The following is a 23,651-nucleotide window of genomic DNA, read 5'->3' as shown; positions in this document are numbered from 1 at the left end:
CGCTGCAGCAGAAGTACGAATCCTTCGGAGGTCCATCGGTGCTGGGCTTCCCGATCGCCCACGACGGGGCGACGGCGGACGGCACGGGTGCGCTGGTGCGGCTGCAGGGCGGGGTCATCTACTGGTCGCAGCGCACCGGGGCGCACGTGGTGCGGGGAGCGATCTTGGACATGTGGCGCCAGCTGGGCGCTCAGACCGGGCCGATGGGCTATCCGACGGGCGATGACGTCGCCGTGCCCGGCGGCTACAAGACGGTTTTCCAGAACGGGGCCATCTACTGGTCGGCTGCGACCGGCGCCCGCGGAGTGCGTGGTGCGCTGCAGCAGAAGTACGAATCCTTCGGAGGTCCATCGGTGCTGGGCTTCCCGATCGCCCACGACGGGGCGACGGCGGACGGCACGGGTGCGCTGGTGCGGCTGCAGGGCGGGGTCATCTACTGGTCACCGTCCACCGGGGCGCACGCCGTCCGGGGCGGGATCCTCACGCACTGGCTGGCGGACGGGGGACCGGCCGGGTCGCTCGGCTTCCCGGTCACCGACCACGTCGCGCTGCCCGACGGCGGCGGCTGGCAGGTCCGCTTCCAGAACGGCACGCTCACCGAGCGGCCCGACGGCACGATCGAGACGACCACCGGCTGAGAAAGGACCCCGTCCTCCTCACCCCTCGCAGGCTCGGGGTGAGCCTCGGGACGCGGCCGGCGAGGGCCCGCCACCGGGGAACGGTGGCGGGCCCTCGTCGCTCTTGGCGGACTACCCCGCGTCGGAGATGGTGCAGATGACGGCGCCGCTGGTCACCGAGGCGCCCACCTCGGCGGACAGGCCGCTGACCGTGCCGGCCTTGTGCGCGGTGATCGGCTGCTCCATCTTCATCGCCTCGAGGACGACGACCAGGTCGCCCTCGGCCACGGTGTCCCCGTCGGAGACCGCGACCTTGGCGATGGTGCCCTGCATCGGGCTGGTCAGGGAGTCGCCGGAGGCCGCCGCCCCGCCGTGCCCGCCGCCGCGCTTGCGCGGCTTGGCCCCGCCGGCCGCGGCCGGTCCGCCGCCGCCGCCAGCCGTGAGGCCCGCGGGCAGCGACACCTCCAGCCGTCGTCCGCCGACCTCGACGACGACGGTCTGCCGCGGCTCGTCCTCGTCCTGCTCGACCGGGGCCGCGGAGTACGGCTGCACCTGGTTGTCCCACTCGGTCTCGATCCAGCGGGTGTGCACGGTGAACGGCTCGGTGGTGAACGCCTCGTCCCGCACGACCGCGCGGTGGAACGGGACGACCGTCGGCATGCCCTCGACCACCAGCTCGTCCAGCGCGCGGCGGGCCCGCTGCAGGGCCTCCTCGCGGGTGGCGCCGGTGACGATGAGCTTGGCCAGCATCGAGTCGAACGCGCCGACCACCTCGCCACCGGTCTCGACACCGGAGTCCCAGCGCACGCCCGGGCCCTGCGGGATCTCCAGCCGGGTCACGGGACCGGGGGTGGGCATGAAGTTGCGGCCGGCGTCCTCGGCGTTGATCCGGAACTCGATGCTGTGCCCGCGCGGGGTCGGGTCCTCGGTGACCTCGAGCGGCAGGCCGTCGGCGATGCGGAACTGCTGGCGGACCAGGTCGAGGCCGCTGGTCTCCTCCGACACCGGGTGCTCGACCTGCAGCCGGGTGTTGACCTCGAGGAAGGAGATCGAGCCGTCGACGCCGACGAGGTACTCGACCGTGCCGGCGCCGTGGTAGCCCGCCTCCGCGCAGATGGCCTTGGCCGACTCGTGGATGCGCGCCCGCTGCTCGTCGCTCAGGAACGGCGCGGGGGCCTCCTCGACGAGCTTCTGGTTGCGCCGCTGCAGCGAGCAGTCGCGCGTGCCGACGACGACCACGTTGCCGTGGGTGTCGGCCAGCACCTGGGCCTCGACGTGCCGCGGCTTGTCGAGGAACCGCTCGACGAAGCACTCCCCGCGACCGAAGGCCGACACGGCCTCGCGGACGGCGGAGTCGAACAGCTCGGGGATCTCCTCGACGGTGCGGGCCACCTTCAGCCCGCGCCCGCCGCCCCCGAAGGCCGCCTTGATGGCGACCGGCAGGCCGTGCTCCTCGGCGAAGGCCACGACCTCGTCGGCACCCCCGACCGGGTCCTTGGTGCCGGGCACCAGCGGCGCGCCGGCCTTCATGGCGATGTGCCGGGCCTGCACCTTGTCGCCGAGGGCGATGATCGCCTCGGGGGAGGGGCCGATCCAGGTCAGCCCGGCATCGATCACCGCCTGGGCGAAGCCGGCGTTCTCCGACAGGAAGCCGTAGCCCGGGTGGACCGCGTCCGCGCCGGACCGCTTGGCGGCGTCCAGGATCTTGTCGATCACCAGGTAGGAGTCGCCGGGCGTCGTCCCCCCGAGGGCGAAGGCCTCGTCGGCCATGCGCACGTGCAACGCGTTCCGGTCGGGCTCGGCGTAGACGGCCACGCTGGTGAGGCCGGCGTCCTTGCAGGCGCGGGCGACGCGCACCGCGATCTCGCCGCGGTTGGCGATCAGGACCTTCTGCACCGGTGTTCTCCCTCGGGTTCGTACTGCTCAGTCTGCGGGTGGGGCGGGCGAGCGCGAGCTCAGCGCCGCCAGAGGTCGGTGATCGCCAGCCCGCGCTTGGCGAGCTGGGTGCGCAGCGTGGCCAGCGACAGGCCGACGACCGCCGCCGGGTCGCCGTCCACCCGCCGGACGAACGGCGCGCCCAGCCCGTCGAGGGTGAAGGCGCCGGCCACGGCCAGCGGCTCGCCGGTGGCGAGGTAGGCCTCGATCTCCTGCGGCGTGGGACTGGCGAAGTGCACGACGGTGGAGACGACGGCGACGTCCCGGCTGACCACCTGGCCGTCCTGGACGTCGAAGAGCGCCTGGCCGGTGTGCAGCACGCCGCTCTTGCCGCTCATCCGCTGCCACCGGTCCCGGGCGTCGTGCGTGTCGGCGGGCTTGCCCAGCGCCTGGCCGCGGAACTCCAGCAGCGAGTCGGCGCCCACGACGAGCGCGTCGGTCTCCTGCTCGGCGACCGCCTTGGCCTTGGCGGCGGCCAGCAGCGCGACCAGCTCCCCGACCCGCGCGGCCTGCACCGACGACTCGTCGACCTGGCTGACGACGACCTCGGGCGTCAGCCCGGCCTGGCGCAGCAGGGCCAGCCGGGCGGGGGACGCCGAGGCCAGCACCAGACGGCGGTCCACGCTCATGCTTCCTCCTCGCTGGCGCTCGTCGTCAGCATCCGCAGCTCTGCTTCCCCGTCGCATGAACTCGCACGCTCGTTCATGCGAACCGCCCAGAGGCGCGCCAACCACCGGGTCCGGGACGCAGCGGGCGCCGGTGGAGGTCCCCGAACGAGGCCCAGGTCCCGACCGGGGTCGGCCGGCGGCGGGTGCGCCGCTGCGACAGGGCGGCGACGACGACGGTGAGTGCAGCGAGCTCCTCGGCCGAGGGCTCGCCCGTGACGACCCGCAGCAGGGGGCGGTCCGACTCGCTCACAGCGGGATGTTCCCGTGCTTCTTCGGGGGCAGGGTCTGGCGCTTGTTGGCCAGCAGGCGCAACCCCTTGGTGATCTCGATGCGGGTCTCCGACGGGCGGATCACCTGGTCGACGTACCCACGGTCGGCCGCGATGTACGGCGAGAGCAGCGCGTCCTCGTACTCGGTGATCAGCTCGGCGCGGCGCGCGTCGGCGTCGTCCGCGTCGGCCAGTTCCCGCCGGTACAGGATGTTGACCGCGCCCTGGGCGCCCATGACGGCGACCTGCGCGGTCGGCCAGGCCAGGTTCAGGTCGGCGCCGAGGTGCTTGGAGCCCATGACGTCGTAGGCACCGCCGTAGGCCTTGCGGGTGATCACGGTGATCTTCGGGACGGTCGCCTCGGCGTAGGCGTAGATCAGCTTCGCGCCGCGGCGGATGATCCCCTCCCACTCCTGCGACGTCCCGGGGAGGAAGCCCGGGACGTCGACGAAGGTCAGCACCGGGATGTTGAAGGCGTCGCAGGTGCGCACGAACCGGGCCGCCTTCTCGCTGGCGTCGATGTCCAGCGTGCCGGCGAACTGGGTGGGCTGGTTGGCCACGACGCCGACCGGCCGGCCCTCGACCCGGCCGAAGCCGACGACGATGTTCGGCGCGAACAGCGCCTGCACCTCGAGGAACTCGCCGTCGTCGAGCACGTGCTCGATGACGGTGTGCATGTCGTAGGGGGTGTTCGGCGAGTCGGGGACCACCGTGTCGAGGTCGTGGTCGGAGTCGGTGACGCCGTCCGGCGTGGTGTCGGCCGGGGCGATCTCCACGGCCGGCAGCGGGTCGAGGTTGTTGCTCGGCAGGTAGGACAGCAGCGCCTTGACGTAGTCGAGGGCGTCGGACTCGTCCTCGGCCAGGTAGTGCGCGACACCGGACTTGGTGTTGTGCGTCCGGGCGCCGCCGAGCTCCTCGAGGCTGACGTCCTCGCCGGTCACGGTCTTCACGACGTCGGGGCCGGTGATGAACATCTGGCTGGTCTGGTCGACCATCACGATGAAGTCGGTCAGCGCGGGCGAGTAGACGTGCCCGCCGGCCGCGGCGCCCATCACCAGGGAGATCTGCGGGATGACGCCCGAGGCGTGCACGTTGCGCCGGAAGATCTCGCCGTAGAGGCCGAGGGAGACCACGCCCTCCTGGATGCGCGCGCCGCCGCCCTCGTTGATGCCGATGATCGGGCAGCCGTTGCGCACGGCCAGGTCGAGGACCTTGACGATCTTCTCGCCGTAGACCTCGCCGAGGCTGCCGCCGAACACCGTGACGTCCTGGGAGAAGACGCAGACCGGGCGCCCGTCGACGGTGCCGTAGCCGGTGACGACGCCGTCCCCGAAGGGCCGCTTGGACTCCATGCCGAAGTTGGTGGAGCGGTGGCGGGCGAACTCGTCGAGCTCGGTGAACGAGCCCGGGTCCAGCAGCGCCTCGATCCGCTCGCGGGCGGTCATCTTGCCCGCGGCGTGCTGCTTCTCCACGGCACGCTCGGAGCCCGCGTGGGTGGCCTCCTGCACGCGACGCTCGAAGTCCGCCAGCTTGCCGGCGGTCGTGTGGATGTCGACGTCGCCGGGGACGGAGTCCCCGGCGCTCTCCAGTTCAGCCGCGCTCACGTGCTCTCCTCGCTGCGCTCGTGGGCGCGTTCGCGCCGCGCTGCTGCGTCCATCGGTGAGCTCGCAAGCTCGCTCACGCACCTCTCCTCGCTGGGGCTCGCCGGCCGCGTCGACGCGCTGCCGTGCCCGGGAGTGAGCTCCCTCGCTCACGGGTTCCGTAGCGTAGAAGAGTGCCCGAGACGCTGCCGTCCGCCTCCTCCGACCCCTCCCGGGCCCCGCTCGACGGCCGGTCGCTGGCGGCTGCGCTGACCACCGGGAGCGCTCTGTGGCGCTCGCTGGAGGTGGTACCCGAGATCGGCTCCACGAACGCCGCTCTCCTCGCGGCCGCGGCCGAGGACGCCCCCGAGGGGACGGTCCTCGCGGCCGAGCACCAGGTGACCGGCCGGGGGCGGCTGGACCGGGTCTGGACCTCCCCGCCGGGCGCGGGCGTCACCGTCTCGTTCCTGCTGCGCCCCGACGTCCCGAGCGCACGCCGCGGCTGGCTGCCGCTGCTCGCCGGCGTGGCCCTGGCCGAGGCGGTGGGCGAGGTGCCGGGCGTGCGCGCCTCGCTGAAGTGGCCCAACGACCTGCTCGCCGCCGGCGGCGCGAAGCTGGCCGGCATCCTCGCCGAGGTCGGCAGCGGGGCGGTCGTCGTGGGCGTCGGCCTCAACGTCTCCACCCGGGCCGACGAGCTGCCCGACACCGGCACCTCCCTCGCGCTGGAGGCGGGTCGGCCGGTCGACCGCGCGGCGGTGCTGCTGCAGTTCCTGCGCACCTTCGAGCGCCGCTACCTCGCGTGGGCGCAGGCACTCGGCGACCCGGTCTCCAGCGGGCTGGCCCGCGACTACCTGGCGTGGTGCTCGACGGTCGGCGCGGACGTCGTCGTCACCCTGCCCGACGGCTCCACGCTCGAGGGGGTCGCGGAGTCGGTCGACTGGGACGGCCGGCTCGTCGTCCGGACGCCGCAGGGCGTCGTGGAACTGGCCAGCGGCGACGTGCGACACGTGCGCGCACCGGCGCGGGAACGGTGATCGGGGGGTCGTCCTCCGTCATCCTGTCCGCGTGCCCTACCCGGACAAGCTGCTCGCCGAGGACGAAGAGGTCGTCCGGCACCTGCACCCCCACTGGCTGACCCTCGTCCGTCCGGTCCTCGTCCTGCTGCTCGTCGTGGGCGGCACCTCGTTCGGCGCGGCGCTGGTGCCCGCCGGGGCCTCGCAGGGCACCGTGCGGGCGGTGCTCGCCGGGGTCGCGCTGGTGGTCGTCGTCGTCGCCGTCCTGCGGCCGGTGCTGCGCTGGCGCACCACCCACCACGTCGTCACGACCCACCGGGTGCTGCTGCGCGAGGGCCTCCTCGCCCGCCGCGGGCGCGACATCGCGCTGTCCCGGATCGCCGACGTCTCCTACGGGCAGACGCTGGGCCAGCGGCTGGTCCGCTCGGGGACGCTCACCATCGAGACCCTGGGGGAGGGCGGGACCACCGTGCTCCAGCGGGTGCCCGACTGCGAAGGCGTGCAGCAGCTGCTGTTCGCCCTGCTGGAGGAGGCCGACCGGCGCGGCGGTGCCGGTGTGCTGCCGCCGCGCGACGGCTGGGACGACGACGGCTGGACCCCCGCCGGCTGGACCGCCGGGCACCGCACGACCCGCTTCTGAGCCGGGTGTGACGGGCCCGTCACGGCGTGGCTGGGCACTTCTGTCAGCACCCCGACCTACCTTCTGCGCCCATGCGGCTGCTGCACACCTCCGACTGGCACATCGGCCGCTCCCTGCACGGCGCCGACCTGCTGCGTGAGCAGGAGGAGGTGCTCTCCGGGCTGGCCGACGTCGTGGGCGCCGAGGCGGTCGACGTCGTGGTCGTCGCCGGTGACGTGTACGACCGCGCGGTGCCCTCGGCGGACGCGACCGGCGTGCTCGACCGGGTGGTCGGGCGGCTGCTGCGGGCCGGGGCGGCCGTCGTCCTGACGCCGGGCAACCACGACTCCGGGCGCCGCCTGGGCACCTTCTCCGGCCTGCTCTCGGCCGCCGGGCTGCACGTGCGCGCCACCACCGCGGGGCTCGACGAGCCGGTGCTGCTGCGCGACGAGCACGGCGAGGTGGCCGTCTACGGGCTGCCCTACCTGGAGCCGGAGATCGCCCGGCACGAGCTCGGTCTGCAGGGCGCCCGGTCCCACGAGGCGGTGCTCACCGAGGCGATGGAGCGGGTGCGCCGCGACCTGTTCCTGCGCCCCGGCGCCCGGTCGGTCGTGCTGGCGCACGCCTTCGTCGGCGGCGGGGTGCCCAGCGACAGCGAGCGCGACATCTGCGTCGGCGGCGTCGACCTGGTGCCCGCGCCGGTGTTCGACGGGGTCGACTACGTCGCCCTCGGGCACCTGCACCGGCCGCAGACGATCACCGAGCGGCTGCGCTACAGCGGGTCGCCGCTGGCCTACTCCTTCGGCGAGGCCGGGCAGGAGAAGCAGGTGTGGCTGGTCGACCTGGACGCCGCCGGGCTGGTCGGCGTGCGCGCGCTGACGCTGCCCACCCCGCGTCCGCTGACCGTGCTCACCGGCACCCTCGACGAGCTGCTCGCCGACCCGGCCCACACCGCGGTCGAGGAGCACTTCGTCTCCGCCCGGCTGACCGACGGCGTGCGCCCCTCGGACCCGATGCGGCAGCTGCAGACCCGTTTCCCGCACTGCGTGCACCTGGAGTGGACCGGTGGCACCGGCGGGGGTGACGGGCGCAGCTACCAGGAGCGGCTGCGCGGCCGCAGCGACCTGGAGGTCGCCGGGGAGTTCGTCACCCACGTCCGCAACGGCGTCGGGATGACCGACGCCGAGCGCGACCTGCTGGTCCGGGCCCTGGGCGCGGCGGCCCGCGAGGAGCTCGCCCGGTGAGGCTGCACTCCCTGTCGATCACCGCGTTCGGGCCCTTCGCCGGCACCGAGACCGTCGACGTCGACGCCGTCGCCCGCGACGGGCTCTTCCTGCTGTGGGGCCCCACCGGCGCGGGCAAGACGACGCTGCTCGACGCCGTCGTCTACGCCCTCTACGGGACCGTCCCAGGCGCCCGCGGCGAGGAGAAGCGGCTGCGCAGCGACCACGCCGACCCCGCCACCCGCACCGAGGTCTCCTGCGAGCTCACCCTCGCCGGCGAGCGGCTGCTGGTCGTCCGCCGGCCCGAGCAGACCCGGCCGAAGAAGCGCGGCGCCGGCGAGACGACCGAGCAGGCCCGGCTCACCGTGCAGCGCTGGGACGGCGCCACGTGGCAGCCGGTGAGCACCCGCATCGACGAGGGCTCGGAGTACCTGCGGGTGCGGCTGGGCCTGTCCGCCGAGCAGTTCTGCCAGGTGGTGCTGCTGCCGCAGGGCGACTTCGCCCGCTTCCTGCGTGCCGAGCCCGAGGACCGCGCCAGGCTGCTGCGCACCCTCTTCGACGTGGGCCGATTCGCCCGCGCCGAGGACTGGCTCGCCGGCGAGCGCCGCGCCGCCGAGGAGACGCTGCGGGCCGACCGGCACCGGATCAGCACCCTGCTGCACCGCGTGGCCCAGATCGCCGACGTCGCGGTGCCCGAGGAGCTGGCCCCCGAGCTGGTCGGCGCCCAGCCCGGCGCCTCGGTGAACGGGTGGGTAGCCGCCGTGCGCACCCGGGCCGCTGGTGACCTCACCGCCGCCACCACGGCGGCCCAGGCCGCGGCCGCGGAGGGCGCCCGCCTGGACGCCGAGCTGGCCGACGCCCGGGCCCTGGCCGACCGGCACGCCCGGCACGACCGCGCCCGTGGGGACCTGGCCCGGCTCACCGCCGAGGAGGAGCAGCTCGGCCCGCTGCGGGCCCGGGCCGACGCCGGGCGCCGGGCCGAGGCGCTGCGCGACGTCCTGGAGACCGCCGACCGGACCGCGCTGGCCGCCGAGGCCGCGGCCGCCGCCCTGGCGTCGGCGCGCGCCGCGTGGGCCGAGGTGGCCGACGAGCGCGACGCCGACACGCTCGTGGCCCGCGAGCTGCGGGATGACGCCGCGGCGGCCCGCGCCCTGGTGCCCGAGGCCGACCGGGCCGCCGGCCTGGCCCGCGAGCTCACCCGGCTGGGCCGGGACGTCGAGGTGCTCACGGCCCGCTGCGAGGAGGGCGCCCGCACCGCGGCGGGCTGGCCCGACCGCGTCGCCGCCGCGCAACGCCGGCTCGACGCCGCCTCGGCTGCCGCCGCCCGGCTGCCGGGCCTCGCGGCCGCCGCCGACGCCGCGCGCACGGCCCTGGACGCCGCCACCCGCGCCGAGCGGGTCGCCGCCGATCTCGCCGCCGCCCGGGAGACCGCGGAGGCCGCGCGCACCACGTGGGTCGACGCCCGCGAGACCCTCGTGGAGGTGCGCGCCGCCCGCCTCGACGGCATGGCCGCCGAGCTCGCGACGGGCCTGGCGCCCGGTGCCGACTGCCCCGTGTGCGGCGCCACGGAGCACCCGCGGCCGGCCACGCACACCGGCCCGCGGGTCTCCGCCGAGGACGAGGAGCGGGCGCGGGCGGTCGTCGACGCGGCCGAGGAGCGCGCCGCTGCCGCCCGCCGGGCCGTCGACGAGCGGGAGCGGCAGCTCGCCGTCCTCCTCGAGCGGGCCGGGGAGCTGCCGGCGGCCGATCTGGCCGCCCGCGCCGACCGGGCCCGCGCCGAGCGGGACGAGGTCGCCGCGCTCGCCGAGGGCGTCGAGGCCGCCCGCCGGGAGCTGGCCGCCCGTGAAGCCGGCCGCGACGCCGCGGCCGCGCAGCTCGCCGGCGACCGGGAGGAGCTGCAGCGGCGCACCGCCGAGCGGGACGGCCGCGCCGAGGCTCTGACCGAGCTCACCGCGCGGCTCGACGCCGCCCGCGGGGAGGACGCCGACCTGCCGGCGCGGGTCCGGCGCCTGACCGAGGCCGCGGAGCGCTGCGAGGCGGTGCTGTCCGCCGAGGCCGAGGAGCTGCGCGCCTGCACGGCCGCCGGAACCGCGCGGGCGACCGCGGGGGAGCGGGCCGCGGCCGCCGGGTTCGCCGACCTGGGCGACGCCGCGGACGCGCTGCTCGACGCCGGCGAGCTGACCCGGCTCGAGCGTCGCCTGCGGGAGCACGACGAGGCCCGCTCGGTCGTCGCCGCCACCCTCGCCGACCCGGAGCTCACCGACCTGCCCCCGAGGCCCGACGTCGCCGCGCTGCAGCAGCGCTGCGCGGAGCTGACCGCCCGGCGGGAGGAGGCGGTCGCCGCGCTCGAGCAGGCCCGCCGCTGCGCGGGCGCCCTCGACGCCCTGGCCGGGGACGTGGTCTCCGCCGAGGTGCAGCTCGCCGAGCGCCGCGCCTGGGCAGGGCGGGTCGCCGGCCTGACCGACCTGGTCAACGGCCGCGGCGCCAACACGCTGCGCATGCGGTTGCAGTCCTTCGTGCTGGCCGCCCGGCTGGAGCAGGTCGCCGAGGTCGCCAGCCGGCGGCTGCAGGAGATGTCCGCGGGCCGGTACACGTTCCTGCACAGCGACGCGCAGGCCCGGCACGGGGCCCGCGGCGGGCTGGGGCTGGACGTCTTCGACGAGTACACCGGCACCCGCAGGCCGACGAAGACCCTCTCCGGTGGGGAGAGCTTCATGGCGTCGCTGGCGCTGGCCCTCGGTCTCGCCGACGTGGTCACCGCCGAGGCCGGCGGCATCCAGATGGACACGCTGTTCGTCGACGAGGGGTTCGGCACGCTCGACGCGCTGGCCCTCGACGCCGTCATGAACGTGCTCGACGAGCTGCGCCGCGGCGGCCGCACGGTCGGCGTCATCAGCCACCTGGAGGAGCTGCGCACCCGCATCCCCACCCGGCTGGAGGTCGTCGCCGGCCGGCACGGGTCCCGCCTGGCCGGGTGATCGTCCCGGACGGCACCGCGGCCTCCACCCCGAGGGGTGGAGGCCGCAGTGCCGGTCGACCGGGTCGGTCGTCACACGAGGTCGGTCAGCGCCCGGCTCATCGGCTCCGCCAGGCTGGTGGCGAAGGTGTCCGTGAGGTGGTTGTCCCGGTAGACAAGCACGTTGCCGATGACGCCGGGGCAGACCTCGCGGTTGCACAGGTGGTCGGTCAGGTCGACGACGTGGACGCCGTCCAGGCCCTCAGCCGCCGCGACGGCCGGGTCGGGCTGCTCGTCGACGGCCTCCGTGCGGGACATCGAGCACTCGGCCGCATCGGGACCGTGTAGCTCGACGCACTCGGGGCCGACGTAGTCCGGCGTCGGGACGTCGCGGATCACCGCGACGCGGATGCCGGCGTCGAGCAGCGGCTGCCACAGCTCCCGGTACCCGGCCACCTGCGCATCCCAGGACTCCCAATACCACTCGTGCGTCGACTCGTAACCCACCGGGTTCATCGCCGAGGTGACGACCAGACTCGGCTTGATCCCCAGGATCTGATCACGGGTCAGTTTGTTGGCCTCGGTGCAGTCGATGTCCGTGCGGGTGGGCGTGATGGCCGGGGATGCGCCGAACGGGCAGCCGTTGCGGCTGAGGGTCTGCACTCGCCATCCCTGCGACTCGCCGATCTGATCCAGAGCGGTGCTGTACTGGAGGGCGTGTGAGTCACCGGTGAGGACGACGGTCAGCGGGGACGAGGCGTCACCGTAGACGCAGGCGTCCTCGAGGTCCATGGTGCGCGGGTCGTAGACGGCGCAGTCGTCCGCGTCGACCACCGGCCGGTCGTCAGCGCCCACGGCGGGATCGGGGATGACCGGTACGCCGTCGTAGCGCGGAACCGGATTGGGCAGTACGTCCGCACCGCCGGGGTGCTGCGCGTCGAGCCGCTGGTCACCGAGCTGGCCTTGGCGGTGGACGACGTAGGCCCAGGGGAGTGCACCGCAGACCAGGCTGGCCGCCACCAGCGCACCGGCCAGCCGGAAGGCGCCGCGCGGGGTGACGGCTCGGGCGGTCCGGGTGCCGGATGAGCTTCGAAACGGCTGCTCGACGTACCGCGTGGCGACGTGGGCCAGGCCCAGCGAGAGCGCGATGAGCAGGAGGCACTCGACCTTAGTCGGGGGTCGCTGCATCAAGAAGCCGGAGAAGACGATGACCGGCCAGTGCCACAGGTAGAGCGAGTAGCTGGTGTCGCCCACGTAGGTCATCAGCCGGGTGCTCAGCAGGCGCGGCACCAGACCGACGGGGGCGTCGGGGTCCGCCGGGGTACCGGCCACGATGACCAGCACCGCGCCCAGGACCGGCACGAGGGCCACCCAGCCAGGGAATGCCATGGCGGTCGTGAAGGTCAGCGCCGAGAGCGCGATACCCCCCAGGCCGGCCCAGCCCGCCACCGCGCGGGCTACCGGGGTCAACCGGATGTGGGCGCCGAGGAGGGCGAGCAGGCCACCCGCGGTCAGCTCCCACATCCGCGTCGTCGTCGCGAAGTAGGCGGTGTCGTGGTGCGACAGCGAGAACGTCACCGAGTGGGCGAAGGAGGCGACGGTCAGGACGACCAACCCGGCGACCAGCACGCTGGCGCGCGGCCGGCCGATCCGGCCGGCCAGCCAGCACAGCGCCATGAGCAGCAGCGGTGCGACGAGGTAGAACTGTTCCTCGACGGCCAGCGACCAGTAGTGCTGCAGCGGTGAGACCGCCTCGGTCGCAGCCCCGTAGCCGCTGCTGAGCGCGAGGGCCCAGTTCTGCGCCTGCAGGGCGGCGGCCACCAGCCCCTCGGCGGTGCCCTGCCAGCGGCTGACCGGCATCAACACGATGGTGGCGAGCATGGTCACCAACAGCACCAGCGTCGACGCTGGGAGCAGGCGGCGGATGCGCTTGGTGTAAAAGTCGATCAGGGAGATCGTTCCGGTCCGTGCGGCCTCCCGGCCGAGGGACCCCACGATCAGGAACCCCGAGATGACGAAGAAGACGTCGACCCCGACGAAGCCACCGCTGAGTACGTCCGGCCGCAGGTGGTAGGCCACAACCAGGCCAACGGCGATCGCGCGCAGTCCCTGGATGTCCAGCCGTGGCTTGTGCCGGGGGGTGCGGAGCGTCGCCGGGGCCACCGGAGGTCGCATCGGGCGCGCAGCAGGCCGGGCCGAGCGCGGGCTCGAGGGCGGAGGGAGCCCGCGGCGTGGAGTGAGGACCTGTGTGTCGGACACGCGCCTGAAGACCCCCGTGGTGAGTTGGTGCCAGATCGGCGGACCGCGGCGCGCACCTCGCAGACCTTCTTACTATGAGTCATCGAGCGCACGCATTCAGTCGCCGGCATGGGGACGCTAACAGCGCGCGAGGGTGCCGGGCGGGTCGGACAGGCCCGTCACAGACCGCTAGGCCCAGCCGTTTCACCAGTCACACGAGGAACGTCCCACCCGTCACAGGGGTGGGCGCGCGCCGGTCAGTAGACCGGCGTCACGGGGGCCGGGTCGATCTTCTTGGGGAAGACCCAGCGCTTGTAGCCGAGGTACCGGACCACCGTGCCGATGCCGATGGAGGCGATGTTGGCCACCTGGAGCACGAGGCTGTGCTCCTGCTGCAGCCCGTGGCGGACGAGGGCCACGATGCCCAGGCCGATGCCGAGGGTCACGCCGTTGATGACGGCGAAGGTGACGTACTCACGGGTCACGCCGAGGCGAGCCCGATGCGCGAATGACCAGTATCGGTGACCGAGGTAGGCCGCGGTCATGGCGGCCAGCGTGGCGATGAGCTTCGCGGTGACCGCGCCCAGGCCGACAACCGCATAGAAGAGCTGGAACAGTGCCAGTTCGAGGACGAAGCACACACCCCCGACGACACCGAAGGCGCCCAGCTCCCGGACCAGCTTCCGGGGGTCCAGGCGTGGGCGTGCGGTCGTCACTCCCGTCAACACCCGTTCGACTGTACGTGGATCGCCGGTCGAGGCGCAGGTCGGCGGCGTGGCGAGACGCACCCGTGGCGGTCGACGGCGTGTCCGGACAGGTGAGGAAGGGTGGTGTCATGCGCGAAGGTCCTCCGCCGGTCGGGCGTCTCAGCGCCGCGCTAGTGCTGGTTCCCGTGCTGGTCCTGACCTCGGCGTGTGGGGTGGACTCGACGGGCGAGGCGAGCTCGGCCGCGCCGGGCCCCGCCGTCCCGTCCACGACTGCGCCCGGGACGACGGCGCCGGCTCCCACGGCAGGTCCCGAGGAGCCGGCCGCATTCTCGACGTTCGCCGTCGTCGGTGACTCGATCACTGCCGGTGGGGAGGTCATCTCCGACGCCCGGGTCGGCGGCTCGGCCTCATGGGTCCCCGCCGCGGCCGAGGCATCCCGGCTGAGCTTCGTCGGCGGGTGGGCGATGCCCGGCGCGACGACGGAGGACGCCCGGGCTGCGGTCGTCCCTGAGGACGCCGACGTGCTGGTGGTGATGGCCGGCACCAACGATGTTCTGCAGGGGCGCCCCTGGGAGGAGTCCGCCGCGAACCTGGAGTCGATCGCGGCCTCGGCTGGCGACCGGGTGGTCGCAGTCGTGACGATCGCGCCCAGTGACGTGGTGCCGCAGGCCCGGCGGGCCTATAACGCCGCTCTGGCGCCGTTGGCCCTGAGGCACGGGTGGGTGCTTATCGACCCGTGGAGTGACGTCGAGGCCGCTGACCGCTTCGTCGTCGGGACCACGACCGACGGCACTCACCTGACCGACCGGGCCGCGCGCACGGTGGGCTTCCGTGTGGGGGAGCAGCTCGCCGCACTGGTCTGACCTCCGCGTCGTCACCCGAGCGGCGGTGGGCTCCCACGTCGTCCCCCTACGCTGGTGTCTCGTGACCTCCCGTCTCGACCCGCGCACCGGACTGCCCGTCGTCGCCATGGTCGGCGGTGGTCAGCTGGCCCGGATGACCCACCAGGCAGCCATCGCACTCGGCCAGTCGCTGCGGGTCCTCTCCACCGGCCCCGACGAGTCCGCCGCTCTGGTGGCCGCCGACGTCCGCCTCGGCGACCACCGCGACCTCGACGCCCTCCTCGCCCTCGCCGACGGCGCCACCGTGGTCACCTTCGACCACGAGCACGTGCCCACCGAGCACCTGCGCGCCCTCGAGTCGGCCGGCCACCGGGTCGCTCCCGGCCCCGACGCGCTGGTGCACGCGCAGGACAAGCTGGTCCTGCGCCGGGCGCTGGCCGCCGCCGGCGAGCCGCAGCCGGCCTGGGCCGAGGTCGCCTCCGTCGACGAGGTCGCGGCCTTCGGCGAGCGGCACGGCTGGCCGGTGGTCGTCAAGACGCCGCGCGGCGGCTACGACGGGCGCGGCGTGTTCGTCGTCGACCGCCCGGACGACGTCGCCGAGCTCCTCACCCGGTACGACGTCCTGCTGGTCGAGCAGCGGGTCCCGATGGCCAGGGAGCTCTCCGCGCTGATCGCCCGCTCGCCCTTCGGCCAGGTCGCGGTCTGGCCCGTCGTCGAGACCGTGCAGCGCGACGGCATCAACACCGAGGTGCTCGCGCCCGCGCCCGGGCTGGACGAGGACACCGCGACGGCCGCCCAGGAGCTCGCGGTGCGGGTGGCCGACCGGGTCGGGGTCGTCGGGGTCATGGCCGTCGAGCTGTTCCAGACGGCGGACGGCGTCCTGGTCAACGAGCTCGCGATGCGGCCGCACAACTCCGGGCACTGGACCATCGAGGGCTCGCGGACCAGCCAGTTCGAGCAGCACCTGCGCGCCGTCCTCGACTACCCGCTGGGCGCCACGGCGATGGCCGCGCCGGTCGTGGTGATGGCCAACGTGCTCGGCGGGCGCGCCACCGAGGAGGGCTGGACCGGCCCCAGCCTCGACGAGCGGGTGCACCACCTGATGGCCCACTGGCCCGACGTGAAGCTGCACTGGTACGGCAAGGGCCAGCGCCCCGGCCGCAAGCTCGGCCACGTGACCGCGCTGGGCGCCGACCTCGACGAGGTGCGCGCCCGGGCCACCGCGGCCGCCCGCTACCTGGCCGACGGCGAGGTCGACCCGGCGTTCACCTTCCCGACCGAGCACTGACCCGACCGAGCAGCGAGGAGCCCCGGGTGGACCCGATCGTCGGCATCGTCATGGGCAGCGACTCCGACTGGCCGATGATGGAACCCGCGGCGGCGGCGCTGGCCGAGTTCGGCGTCCCGTACGAGGCGCACGTCGTCTCCGCGCACCGCACCCCGCGCCGGATGCTCGAGTACGCCGAGAGCGCCGCCGGTCGTGGCCTGCGGGTGGTCATCGCCGGCGCCGGGGGAGCGGCCCACCTGCCCGGGATGGTCGCCGCGGCCACGCCGCTGCCGGTGATCGGCGTCCCCCGACCGCTGGACCGCCTCGACGGGCTGGACAGCCTGCTGTCGATCGTGCAGATGCCCGCCGGGGTGCCGGTCGCGACGGTCTCCATCGGGGGCGGCCGCAACGCCGGCCTGCTCGCGGTGCGCATCCTCGCCGCCGGCGACCCGGAGCTGCGGGCCGCGGTCGAGCGGTTCCAGGCCGACCTCGCCGAGTCCGTCGTCGCCCGGGACGCCACGCTGCAGGAGCGGCTCGCTACCTCCTGAGTCGCCTCGAGCCCTACGATCTACCCGTGGGTAACAACGCTGCCGGGCTCTACGCCCTGTCCGAGGAGCACGAGGCGGTCCGCGAGGCGGTCCGCGACATCGCCGAGCGGGAGATCGCCCCCTACGCCGCCGAGGTGGACGCCGACTCCCGCTACCCGATCGAGGCGCAGAAGGCGCTGACCGCCGCCGGCTTCCACGCCACCCACATCCCCGAGGCCTACGGCGGGGAGGGCGCCGACGCGATCGCGACCTGCATCGTCATCGAGGAGGTCGCCCGGGTCGACGCGTCGGCCTCGCTGATCCCCGCGGTCAACAAGCTCGGCTCGATGCCGGTCATCCTCTCGGCGTCCGAGGACCTCAAGCAGCGGGTGCTGCGGCCGATCGCCGCCGGCGACGCGATGATCAGCTACGGGCTCTCCGAGCGGGAGGCCGGCTCTGACGCCGCCGCGATGCGGACCCGCGCCCGGCTCGACGGCGACAGCTGGGTGCTCAACGGCACCAAGGCCTGGATCACCAACTCCGGGGTCTCCGAGTGGTACACGGTCATGGCGGTCACCGACCCGGGGAAGGGCGCCAACGGCATCTCCGCCTTCGCCGTCCACCGCGACGACCCCGGCTTCGCGGTCGGCCCCAAGGAACGCAAGATGGGCATCAAGGGGTCGCCCACCTGCGAGCTCTACCTCACCGACTGCACCATCCCGGCCGACCGGGTCATCGGCGAGCCCGGCACCGGCTTCAAGACCGCGCTGCGGACGCTGGACTTCACCCGGCCGACCATCGGCGCGCAGGCCGTCGGCATCGCCCAGGGCGCGCTCGACGCCTCGGTGGCCTACGTCAAGGAGCGCCGGCAGTTCGGGAAGGCCATCGCGGAGTTCCAGGGCGTGCAGTTCATGCTCGCCGACATGGAGATGAAGATCGAGGCGGCCCGCCACCTGGTCTACGTCGCCGCGGCCGCCGGTGAGCAGGGCCGCCCCGACGTCACCCGGGTCTCGGCCTCGGCCAAGGCCTTCGCCTCCGACGTCGCCATGCAGGTGACCACCGACGCCGTCCAGCTCTTCGGCGGCGCCGGCTACACCCAGGACTTCCCCGTCGAGCGCATGATGCGCGACGCCAAGATCACCCAGATCTACGAGGGCACCAACCAGGTGCAGCGCATGGTGATCGCCCGCAGCCTCCTCCGGTAGCGCACCACCCGAGCCGCCTGCGACCCGCCCGGTCGCAGGCGGCCGGAGCGCGCGTACGAGGATGGGGGTGTGGTGAGACAACGCAAGGTGGGTCCCGAGGACGCACGCTCCTGGCTGCTGGTGAACGGTGCCCGTACCGACCTGTTCGACCGGGCCTCGGAGTCGCGAGCCGACCAGATCGTGCTCGACATCGAGGACGCGGTAGACCCCGCGAACAAGGACGAGGCCCGCGCCGGCGTCATCGACTGGCTCTCGGGCGGGGACCGGTCGGCCTGGGTGCGGATCAACGACCGCTCGACGGAGTTCTGGGACGACGACGTCGCCAAGCTCGCCGGGGCGCCCGGCCTGCTCGGCGTCATGCTGGCCAAGACCGAGGCCGGGGAGCAGGTCACCGAGACCGCCGACCGGCTCGGCGGCTCCACGCCCGTCCTGGCGCTGGTCGAGTCCGCGCTGGGCATCGAGGAGGCCGTCTCCATCGCCCGTGCCCGCGGCGCCTTCCGGCTCGCCTTCGGCAGCGGCGACTACCGCCGCGACACCGGTACCAGCGCCGACGACCTGGCCATGGCCTACCCGCGCTCCCGGCTGGTCGTGGCCAGCCGGATCGGCGGCCTGCCCGGGCCCATCGACGGCCCGACGGTGAGCAGCAGCCACCCGGTGCTGCGCGAGCAGACCGCCGTCACCGTCTCCCTCGGGCTCACCGGCAAGCTGTGCCTGGACCCCGAGCAGACGCCGGTGATCAACGAGGTCATCAGCCCGACGCCGTCGGACGTCGCGTGGGCGCGGGACTTCCTGGCGGACTTCGAGGCCCGCGGCCGGGTCATCCGCGACGGCAGCGACAAGCCCCGGCTCGGCCGTGCCCGCAAGATCGAGCGGCTGGCGCAGACCTTCGGCGTCGAGCCGGCCTGACCGCGCCGGGGCCGCCGGGGGGAGGGCGGGGGACTGGCTCAGCCCCCCGCCCTCACTCGAGCAGCCGGGACACCCCCGCGAGCCGGGTGTCGCCGGCCATCGCGGCCAGCCACGCCGCCCAGCCCGGTCGGGCCCGGAGCGCCTCCAGCGCCGCCCGGGCCGCGTCGCGGTCCCCGCGCTGCGAGGCGGCCAGAGCGGCGTAGAGGTCGCGGGCGCCCTCCGGGGCGAACAGCGCGAGGGTCTCGTAGTCGCGCTCGTCGTAGGCGCGCTGCAGGTTGCGCAGCATCCGCAGCTGCGCGACCGGGTCGCCCGAGTCGTCGACCCGCAGGTCCATCCGGACGCCGTCGTCCTCCTCGCTGGCCGGCGTCCCGCTGACCACCAGCAGCGCCGCGGACTGCCGGCCGCGGACGTCGCCGCCGGCGTCCTGCCCGGCGGTCAGCGCGGCGAGCAGCCGGTCGGGCAGGTCGCCGCGGGCGGCGGTGTAGGCCTGCGCCATCGCCGGCAGCACCTCCGGCGAGGCGAGCATGTTGCCCTGCACGCTCATCTGGTCGCCCACCAGGTGGCCGCTGACCGGGAACGAGCCGCGCCCGGTGTCGGCGGCGACGCGACCGGTGGGGTCGAGGACGGCGATCTGCCGGTCGACGTCCTCGGCCGCGTGCGCCGCCGCGCGCACCAGGTCGGCGGGGTCGGCGCCGTCGGCCAGGCCGGCCAGCAGCGACTGGCCCAGGCCACGCCGGCTGCGCGCCTGGACCGCCACCACCCCGATCCCCGGCCGCGCGCTGGGCACCGCGCGGCCGACGGCGAGGATGCACGACGACACCGCGATGCCCAGCTCGCCGGTCGCGGGGTCCCGCGCGACGACCGAGAAGGTCACGGCACCGCCTCGCGGGCGCTCGTCGGCCCCGTGGCCTGGAGGGCTGTGTCCCCGGGTGCCCTCACACAGCCGCCGGGAGCGGCATCTCCCGGACGTCGTCGGCGACGGTGAGCGGGGCCCCGGTGGCGGCCTGGACCTCCTCGACGCTGACGCCGGGGGCGGTCTCGCGGAGCAGGAAGCCGCCGGGGGTGACGTCGACGACGGCCAGGTCGGTGACCACCCGGTTGACGCAGGCCTTGCCGGTCAGCGGGAGGGTGCACTCCTCGACGAGCTTGGGCGACCCGTCGCGGGCGACGTGCTCCATCATGATGATCACCGTGCGGGCGCCGTGGACGAGGTCCATCGCCCCGCCCATGCCGTTGACCATCTTGCCGGGGATCAGCCAGTTGGCCAGGTCGCCGCGGGGGTTGACCTGCATCGCGCCGAGCACGGCCACGTCGAGGTGCTGGCCGCGGATCATGCCGAAGCTCAGCGACGAGTCGAAGAAGGAGGCCCCGGGCAGGATCGTCACCGTCTCCTTGCCGGCGTTGATCAGGTCCGGGTCCTCCTCGCCCTCGAACGGGTAGGGGCCCACGCCGAGGATGCCGTTCTCCGAGTGCAGCACGACGTGCACGTCGTCGGGGACGAAGTTCGGCACCAGGGTCGGCATCCCGATGCCGAGGTTGACGTACTGGCCGTCCTCGAGCTCGAGGGCGACCCGGGCGGCGAGCTGGTCGCGGGTCAGGCTCATCGGGCGTCCCCTTCGGTGGCCTCGTCGCCGACGGCGGCCGGCGCGGCGGAGCGGTCGGTGCGCGGGCGGGTGGTGCGGTTCTCGATCCCCTTGCCCTCCGGGCCGACGACGACCACCCGGTTGACGAAGACCCCGGGCAGGTGCACGTCCTCGGGCCGGATCTCGCCGGGTTCGACGAGCTCCTCGACCTCGGCGATGGTGATCCGCCCGGCCATGCCGGCCAGCGGGTTGAAGTTCCGCGCGGACTCGTGGAACACCAGGTTGCCGTGCCGGTCGCCGACCGCGGCGCGGACCAGGCCGAAGTCGGCGGTCAGCGCGGTCTCCAGCACGTACTGCCGGCCGTCGAACTCGCGGATCTCCTTGGGGCGGGAGGTCTCCACGACGTTGCCGTCGGCGTCGTAGTGCACCGGGATGCCGCCGTCGGCGACCATCGTGCCCACCCCGGTGGGGGTGTAGAAGGCGGGGATGCCGGTGCCGCCGGCGCGCAGCCGCTCGGCCAGCGTGCCCTGCGGGGTCAGCTCCACCGACAGCTGGCCGGACAGGTAGAGGCGGGCCAGCTCCTTGTTGCCGCCGACGAACGAGCTGATCGTCCGGGTGATCCGCCCGGCGTAGAGCAGCACGCCCAGGGCCTGGTCGTCCACGCCGCAGTTGTTGCTGATCGTCGTCAGCCGCGAGGCGCCCTGCTCCAGCAGCGCGTCGATCAGCTTGATCGGCACGCCGCACAACCCGAAACCGCCGACGGCGAGCACCGCGCCGTCCCTGACGTCCGCGACCGCCTCAGCGGCGCTGCCGACCACCTTGTCCATGCGGGAACACCGTCCGTCCGTCCGGGCGGCTGGGGAGCTGCGTCACGCAGGACGGCCCAGCTCGCGGATGCCGTCGATCGTCCGGCCGAGCGTAGCGGTGACCCTCTCGGCCGTGGCGCGGCCGGGCAGCAGGGAGGGGTCGGGGGAGCGGACGAGCACGATCGACGCACCGGCAGCCAGGGGGGTCAGCAGCCACGCGACCGGGCCGGCCTCGGCGGCGGTGCGGTCGTCGACCAGCACCCGGTCGCCCTCGACCAGCCCCAGCCGCCCCGCGAGCTCGCGGGCGGTGTCCACCAGTCCGCCGAGGGTCAGCTCGAGGCCGCCCAGCAGCAGGCCTGGGGCGACCGGGTCGGGCCGTTGCCAGGGCGTGAAGACGTCGCCGTGCCCGCGGACCTCGAGGGCGAAGTCGCGGGCCGGGCCGGTGTAGCCGGTCATGCCCATCCCCAGCGGGTGCAGGGAGAGGCCGAGCAGCTCGGGCAGCCCCTGCTCCTCGAGCGGCGGGAGCCGGTCCTGCGCGGCCAGGACGACGTCGGCGTCGTCGAGCCGGCCGTCGTCCTCGGCCGCGGTGTCGAGCACCGTGGCCCCGCAGCTCCACACCCCCAGCAGCACCGCCGCGGTCTGCCAGTGCACCGGCAGCGCCACGGCGACCGTGCTGCCACCGGTGACGTCGAACTCGTCCTGCAGCAGGTTCGCCGTCTTGGCCACCCAGTTGGCCAGGGTGGCCGCCGACAGCTCGACCCGTCCGCCGCCGAGGTCGTCGTAGGAGGTCAGCAGCGGCGCCGCCGGTGCGCGGCGCAGCGTCGCGGCGAGCAGGTCGGCGGGGGTCCGTGGGGAGTCGAGCATGCCTCGAGCCTCCCAGGTGGCGGCCCTCCTGCAGGGGCCCGCCGCGAGCGCGCGAGCGGTGGGGGGCAGGAGGGTCCTTCTTCAGTTGATGCAGCCGGTGTCGGCCGCGGTGCGGGCGTCCTCGCCCTCGACCGGCTCCGACGGGGCGGCCGGGTCGACAGCCTGGCCGACCGCGTTGAAGTCTGAGCCGAGCACCAGCTGCACGGTGCCGGGGAGGGCGTCCTCGTCCTCCTCGACGACCGCACCCGGCACGGCCGCGGCGAGCGTCGCGGCCAGGGTCTCGTCACCGGCGGCGTACCGGACGACGGTGGTGTCGTAGCCGGAGGAGTCGGCGTTGCCGGTCGTCCCGACGGCGAAACCGGCGGTCTCCAGCGCGGCGGCGGCCTGGGCGGCCAGCCCGGAGGTGCCCGAGCCGTTGAGGACGTCGACGGTCACCGCGGACGGCGCGACCGTCTCGGGCGCGGCGGGCGTGGTCCCGGCCGGCGCCTCGGGCTCGGCGGACAGGTCGGCGAAGAACGCGTGGAGGGTGTCCTCGTCCTCGAGCCGGATGATCGAGCGGTCCTGCTCGTCGTGGTCGGTGCCGACGTAGGGGATGGTCTGGAACTCGATGCTGCCGGCGGTCACCGACTGCATCTGCTCGGCCAGCTGGAACAGGTCCAGGCCCTGGTCGATCGTCAGCGACCGGGACGCCGCCTCGACCAGCTCTCGCTGCTTGCCCAGGTTCAGCATGACCTCGTCGGAGAGCATCTTGCGCAGCACGCCGGCGATGAAGACCTGCTGGCGGACGATCCGGTCGAAGTCGCCGCGGGGCAGGCCGTGCCGCTGGCGGACGAACTTCAGCGCGTCGGCGCCGCTGATCGTCTGGACGCCGGCGGGGAACACCGCGCCGGACCACTCGGAGTCGTCGACGGCCTCGCACAGGTTGACCTCGACGCCGCCGACGACGGAGGAGAGCTCGAAGAAGCCGAGCAGGTCGACCTCGGCGTAGTGGTCGATCTGCAGGCCGGTCAGCCCGCTGATCGTCTGCACCAGCAGCTGGGCCCCGCCGGCCTGGCGGACCTCGGCGGAGGCGGTCTCCGGGGTCTCGGCGTAGCCGTAGGCGTAGGCGGCGTTGAGCTTGTCCATCCCGTAGCCGGGGATCTCCACGTAGGAGTCGCGGGGGAAGGAGACGAAGGAGGCGCGCGACCCGTCGGCCGGGATGTGCACCAGGATCATCGTGTCGGTGTTGATGCCCGAGTCGGTGCCGGCGTTGAGGCTGGCCAGCTGCTCGTCGGTGAGGTTGGCGCGGCTGTCGTTGCCGACCAGCAGCAGGTTCACCGCCTCGGGCGCGTTCCGGGTGCCGTCGTTGCCGTCGGTCGGGATGGCGTCGGTGCGGTTGACCGTCGCCTCGGCGACCTGACCGAGGTACCAGCCCCAGCCGGACCCGGCGAGCAGCACGACCGACAGCACCCCGGCGACGGCGCGGGCCGCGGTGGCGGCGCGGCCGGTGCGCCGGCGCGGCGGCGGACCCTCCTCGGCGGGCTCGTCCGACGCCTGGGAGCGGGAGCGGGCACGGGGAGAGCCGGCGCGGCCGGCCCGGGGGTCCAGGCGCGCCGGCAGCTGCCGGTCGCCACCCGCTCCGGGATTCTCTCGTCTCACGGGGGTCCTTCCTCGTGCTCGTCCGCGCGGACACGACGCCGATCCGTCGTGACCGGGGCCGGCCTGGGTGCGGCCGCCGTCGGTAGCGGCGGGCCTCGACCCGGAGGCTGGGGGCGATGCTAGGTGCCGTGGGCCGCGCCCGGCTGGCGTCACGTGGCGAAACGGGACGGATGTGACCAGCGGTGCCAG

21 protein-coding genes are annotated in these 23,651 nt (G+C 74.4%); 10 read left to right on the top strand and 11 right to left on the bottom strand.

All coding sequences use genetic code 11. The features are described from left to right. Positions 1–638, top strand: a 638-nt coding sequence (locus ACI79G_RS14745) for an LGFP repeat-containing protein (RefSeq protein ID WP_456881868.1), incomplete at its 5' end; no start/stop codon positions are given. A gap of 111 nt (positions 639–749) precedes the next feature. On the opposite strand, the gene ACI79G_RS14740 is transcribed toward ACI79G_RS14745, so the two are convergent. From ACI79G_RS14740 to ACI79G_RS14725, 4 genes are all read right to left on the bottom strand, one after another. Next, positions 750–2,513, bottom strand: a complete 1,764-nt coding sequence (locus ACI79G_RS14740; RefSeq protein WP_456881867.1) for an acetyl/propionyl/methylcrotonyl-CoA carboxylase subunit alpha — start codon at positions 2,511–2,513, stop codon at positions 750–752. Between the two features lie 59 nt (positions 2,514–2,572). After that, complete coding sequence (locus ACI79G_RS14735; RefSeq protein ID WP_456881866.1) at positions 2,573–3,181, bottom strand: Maf family protein; 609 nt, start codon at positions 3,179–3,181, stop codon at positions 2,573–2,575. A gap of 73 nt (positions 3,182–3,254) precedes the next feature. Then, on the bottom strand, positions 3,255–3,470 hold the full coding sequence (locus tag ACI79G_RS14730; RefSeq protein ID WP_456881865.1) for an acyl-CoA carboxylase subunit epsilon: 216 nt from the start codon (positions 3,468–3,470) through the stop codon (positions 3,255–3,257). After that, on the bottom strand, positions 3,467–5,092 hold the full coding sequence (locus tag ACI79G_RS14725) for an acyl-CoA carboxylase subunit beta (protein WP_456881864.1): 1,626 nt from the start codon (positions 5,090–5,092) through the stop codon (positions 3,467–3,469). The genes ACI79G_RS14730 and ACI79G_RS14725 overlap by 4 nt, the downstream gene beginning before the upstream one ends. Positions 5,093–5,262: 170 nt before the next feature. On the opposite strand from ACI79G_RS14725, the gene ACI79G_RS14720 reads away from it, so the two are divergent. The 4 genes from ACI79G_RS14720 (at position 5,263) to ACI79G_RS14705 (ending at position 10,901) form a co-directional block, all read left to right on the top strand. Then, positions 5,263–6,102, top strand: a complete 840-nt coding sequence (locus tag ACI79G_RS14720) for a biotin--[acetyl-CoA-carboxylase] ligase (RefSeq protein ID WP_456881863.1) — start codon at positions 5,263–5,265, stop codon at positions 6,100–6,102. A 31-nt stretch (positions 6,103–6,133) separates the two neighbouring features. Continuing rightward, the gene (locus ACI79G_RS14715) at positions 6,134–6,721 is read left to right on the top strand and encodes a PH domain-containing protein (RefSeq protein WP_456881862.1); all 588 of its coding nucleotides are present in this window, start codon (positions 6,134–6,136) and stop codon (positions 6,719–6,721) included. Between the two features lie 71 nt (positions 6,722–6,792). After that, positions 6,793–7,944, top strand: coding sequence for an exonuclease SbcCD subunit D (locus tag ACI79G_RS14710; protein WP_456881861.1), 1,152 nt, complete (start codon positions 6,793–6,795; stop codon positions 7,942–7,944). Next, positions 7,941–10,901 carry an AAA family ATPase gene (locus ACI79G_RS14705; protein WP_456881860.1) on the top strand — a complete coding sequence of 987 codons (2,961 nt, stop codon included), beginning with the start codon at positions 7,941–7,943 and terminating at the stop codon, positions 10,899–10,901. The genes ACI79G_RS14710 and ACI79G_RS14705 overlap by 4 nt, the downstream gene beginning before the upstream one ends. 71 nt (positions 10,902–10,972) lie before the next feature. On the opposite strand, the gene ACI79G_RS14700 is transcribed toward ACI79G_RS14705, so the two are convergent. Together ACI79G_RS14700 and ACI79G_RS14695 are read right to left on the bottom strand one after the other, a co-directional pair. Continuing rightward, on the bottom strand, positions 10,973–13,042 hold the full coding sequence (locus tag ACI79G_RS14700) for an acyltransferase family protein (protein ID WP_456881859.1): 2,070 nt from the start codon (positions 13,040–13,042) through the stop codon (positions 10,973–10,975). A gap of 332 nt (positions 13,043–13,374) precedes the next feature. Continuing rightward, positions 13,375–13,833, bottom strand: coding sequence for a GtrA family protein (locus tag ACI79G_RS14695; protein ID WP_456881858.1), 459 nt, complete (start codon positions 13,831–13,833; stop codon positions 13,375–13,377). A gap of 119 nt (positions 13,834–13,952) precedes the next feature. On the opposite strand from ACI79G_RS14695, the gene ACI79G_RS14690 reads away from it, so the two are divergent. The 5 genes from ACI79G_RS14690 to ACI79G_RS14670 all read left to right on the top strand — a co-directional run bounded on the left by ACI79G_RS14690 (position 13,953) and on the right by ACI79G_RS14670 (position 18,571). Then, positions 13,953–14,687 (top strand): SGNH/GDSL hydrolase family protein, encoded by a 735-nt coding sequence (locus ACI79G_RS14690; RefSeq protein WP_456881857.1) that lies wholly within the window; start codon positions 13,953–13,955, stop codon positions 14,685–14,687. 61 nt (positions 14,688–14,748) lie between these two features. Next, complete coding sequence (locus ACI79G_RS14685) at positions 14,749–15,954, top strand: 5-(carboxyamino)imidazole ribonucleotide synthase (protein WP_456881856.1); 1,206 nt, start codon at positions 14,749–14,751, stop codon at positions 15,952–15,954. Positions 15,955–15,980: 26 nt separating this feature from the next. After that, on the top strand, positions 15,981–16,481 hold the full coding sequence (gene purE / locus ACI79G_RS14680) for a 5-(carboxyamino)imidazole ribonucleotide mutase (protein ID WP_456881855.1): 501 nt from the start codon (positions 15,981–15,983) through the stop codon (positions 16,479–16,481). Positions 16,482–16,507: 26 nt separating this feature from the next. Beyond that, on the top strand, positions 16,508–17,665 hold the full coding sequence (locus ACI79G_RS14675) for an acyl-CoA dehydrogenase family protein (protein ID WP_456881854.1): 1,158 nt from the start codon (positions 16,508–16,510) through the stop codon (positions 17,663–17,665). Between the two features lie 72 nt (positions 17,666–17,737). Next, on the top strand, positions 17,738–18,571 hold the full coding sequence (locus tag ACI79G_RS14670; protein ID WP_456881853.1) for an HpcH/HpaI aldolase/citrate lyase family protein: 834 nt from the start codon (positions 17,738–17,740) through the stop codon (positions 18,569–18,571). Positions 18,572–18,623: 52 nt separating this feature from the next. Here the strand turns inward: ACI79G_RS14670 and ACI79G_RS14665 are convergent, their stop codons facing one another. The 5 genes from ACI79G_RS14665 to ACI79G_RS14645 form a co-directional block, all read right to left on the bottom strand. Next, a complete protein-coding gene (locus ACI79G_RS14665) occupies positions 18,624–19,445 on the bottom strand; it encodes a DUF1028 domain-containing protein (RefSeq protein ID WP_456881852.1) in 822 nt (273 codons plus the stop codon). Positions 19,446–19,506: 61 nt separating this feature from the next. After that, on the bottom strand, positions 19,507–20,175 hold the full coding sequence (locus ACI79G_RS14660; RefSeq protein WP_456881851.1) for a CoA transferase subunit B: 669 nt from the start codon (positions 20,173–20,175) through the stop codon (positions 19,507–19,509). Beyond that, positions 20,172–20,981, bottom strand: a complete 810-nt coding sequence (locus tag ACI79G_RS14655) for a CoA transferase subunit A (protein ID WP_456881850.1) — start codon at positions 20,979–20,981, stop codon at positions 20,172–20,174. The genes ACI79G_RS14660 and ACI79G_RS14655 overlap by 4 nt, the downstream gene beginning before the upstream one ends. 42 nt (positions 20,982–21,023) lie before the next feature. Continuing rightward, on the bottom strand, positions 21,024–21,824 hold the full coding sequence (locus ACI79G_RS14650) for a TIGR03089 family protein (protein ID WP_456881849.1): 801 nt from the start codon (positions 21,822–21,824) through the stop codon (positions 21,024–21,026). Positions 21,825–21,905: 81 nt separating this feature from the next. After that, on the bottom strand, positions 21,906–23,462 hold the full coding sequence (locus tag ACI79G_RS14645) for an LCP family protein (protein WP_456881848.1): 1,557 nt from the start codon (positions 23,460–23,462) through the stop codon (positions 21,906–21,908). Positions 23,463–23,651: the final 189 nt, after the last annotated feature.

Source organism: Geodermatophilus sp. SYSU D00779 (assembly GCF_054050595.1).
This window is presented reverse-complemented; position numbering and strand designations above follow the sequence as displayed.

Bases quoted from the DNA above. Each gene is read 5' to 3' on its own strand.
- ACI79G_RS14735 (WP_456881866.1), bottom strand. From the start codon at position 3,181: ATGAGCGTGGACCGCCGTCTGGTGCTGGCCTCGGCGTCCCCCGCCCGG.
- ACI79G_RS14710 (WP_456881861.1), top strand. From the start codon at position 6,793: ATGCGGCTGCTGCACACCTCCGACTGGCACATCGGCCGCTCCCTGCAC.
- ACI79G_RS14690 (WP_456881857.1), top strand. From the start codon at position 13,953: ATGCGCGAAGGTCCTCCGCCGGTCGGGCGTCTCAGCGCCGCGCTAGTG.
- ACI79G_RS14660 (WP_456881851.1), bottom strand. From the start codon at position 20,175: ATGAGCCTGACCCGCGACCAGCTCGCCGCCCGGGTCGCCCTCGAGCTC.
- ACI79G_RS14655 (WP_456881850.1), bottom strand. From the start codon at position 20,981: ATGGACAAGGTGGTCGGCAGCGCCGCTGAGGCGGTCGCGGACGTCAGG.
- ACI79G_RS14650 (WP_456881849.1), bottom strand. From the start codon at position 21,824: ATGCTCGACTCCCCACGGACCCCCGCCGACCTGCTCGCCGCGACGCTG.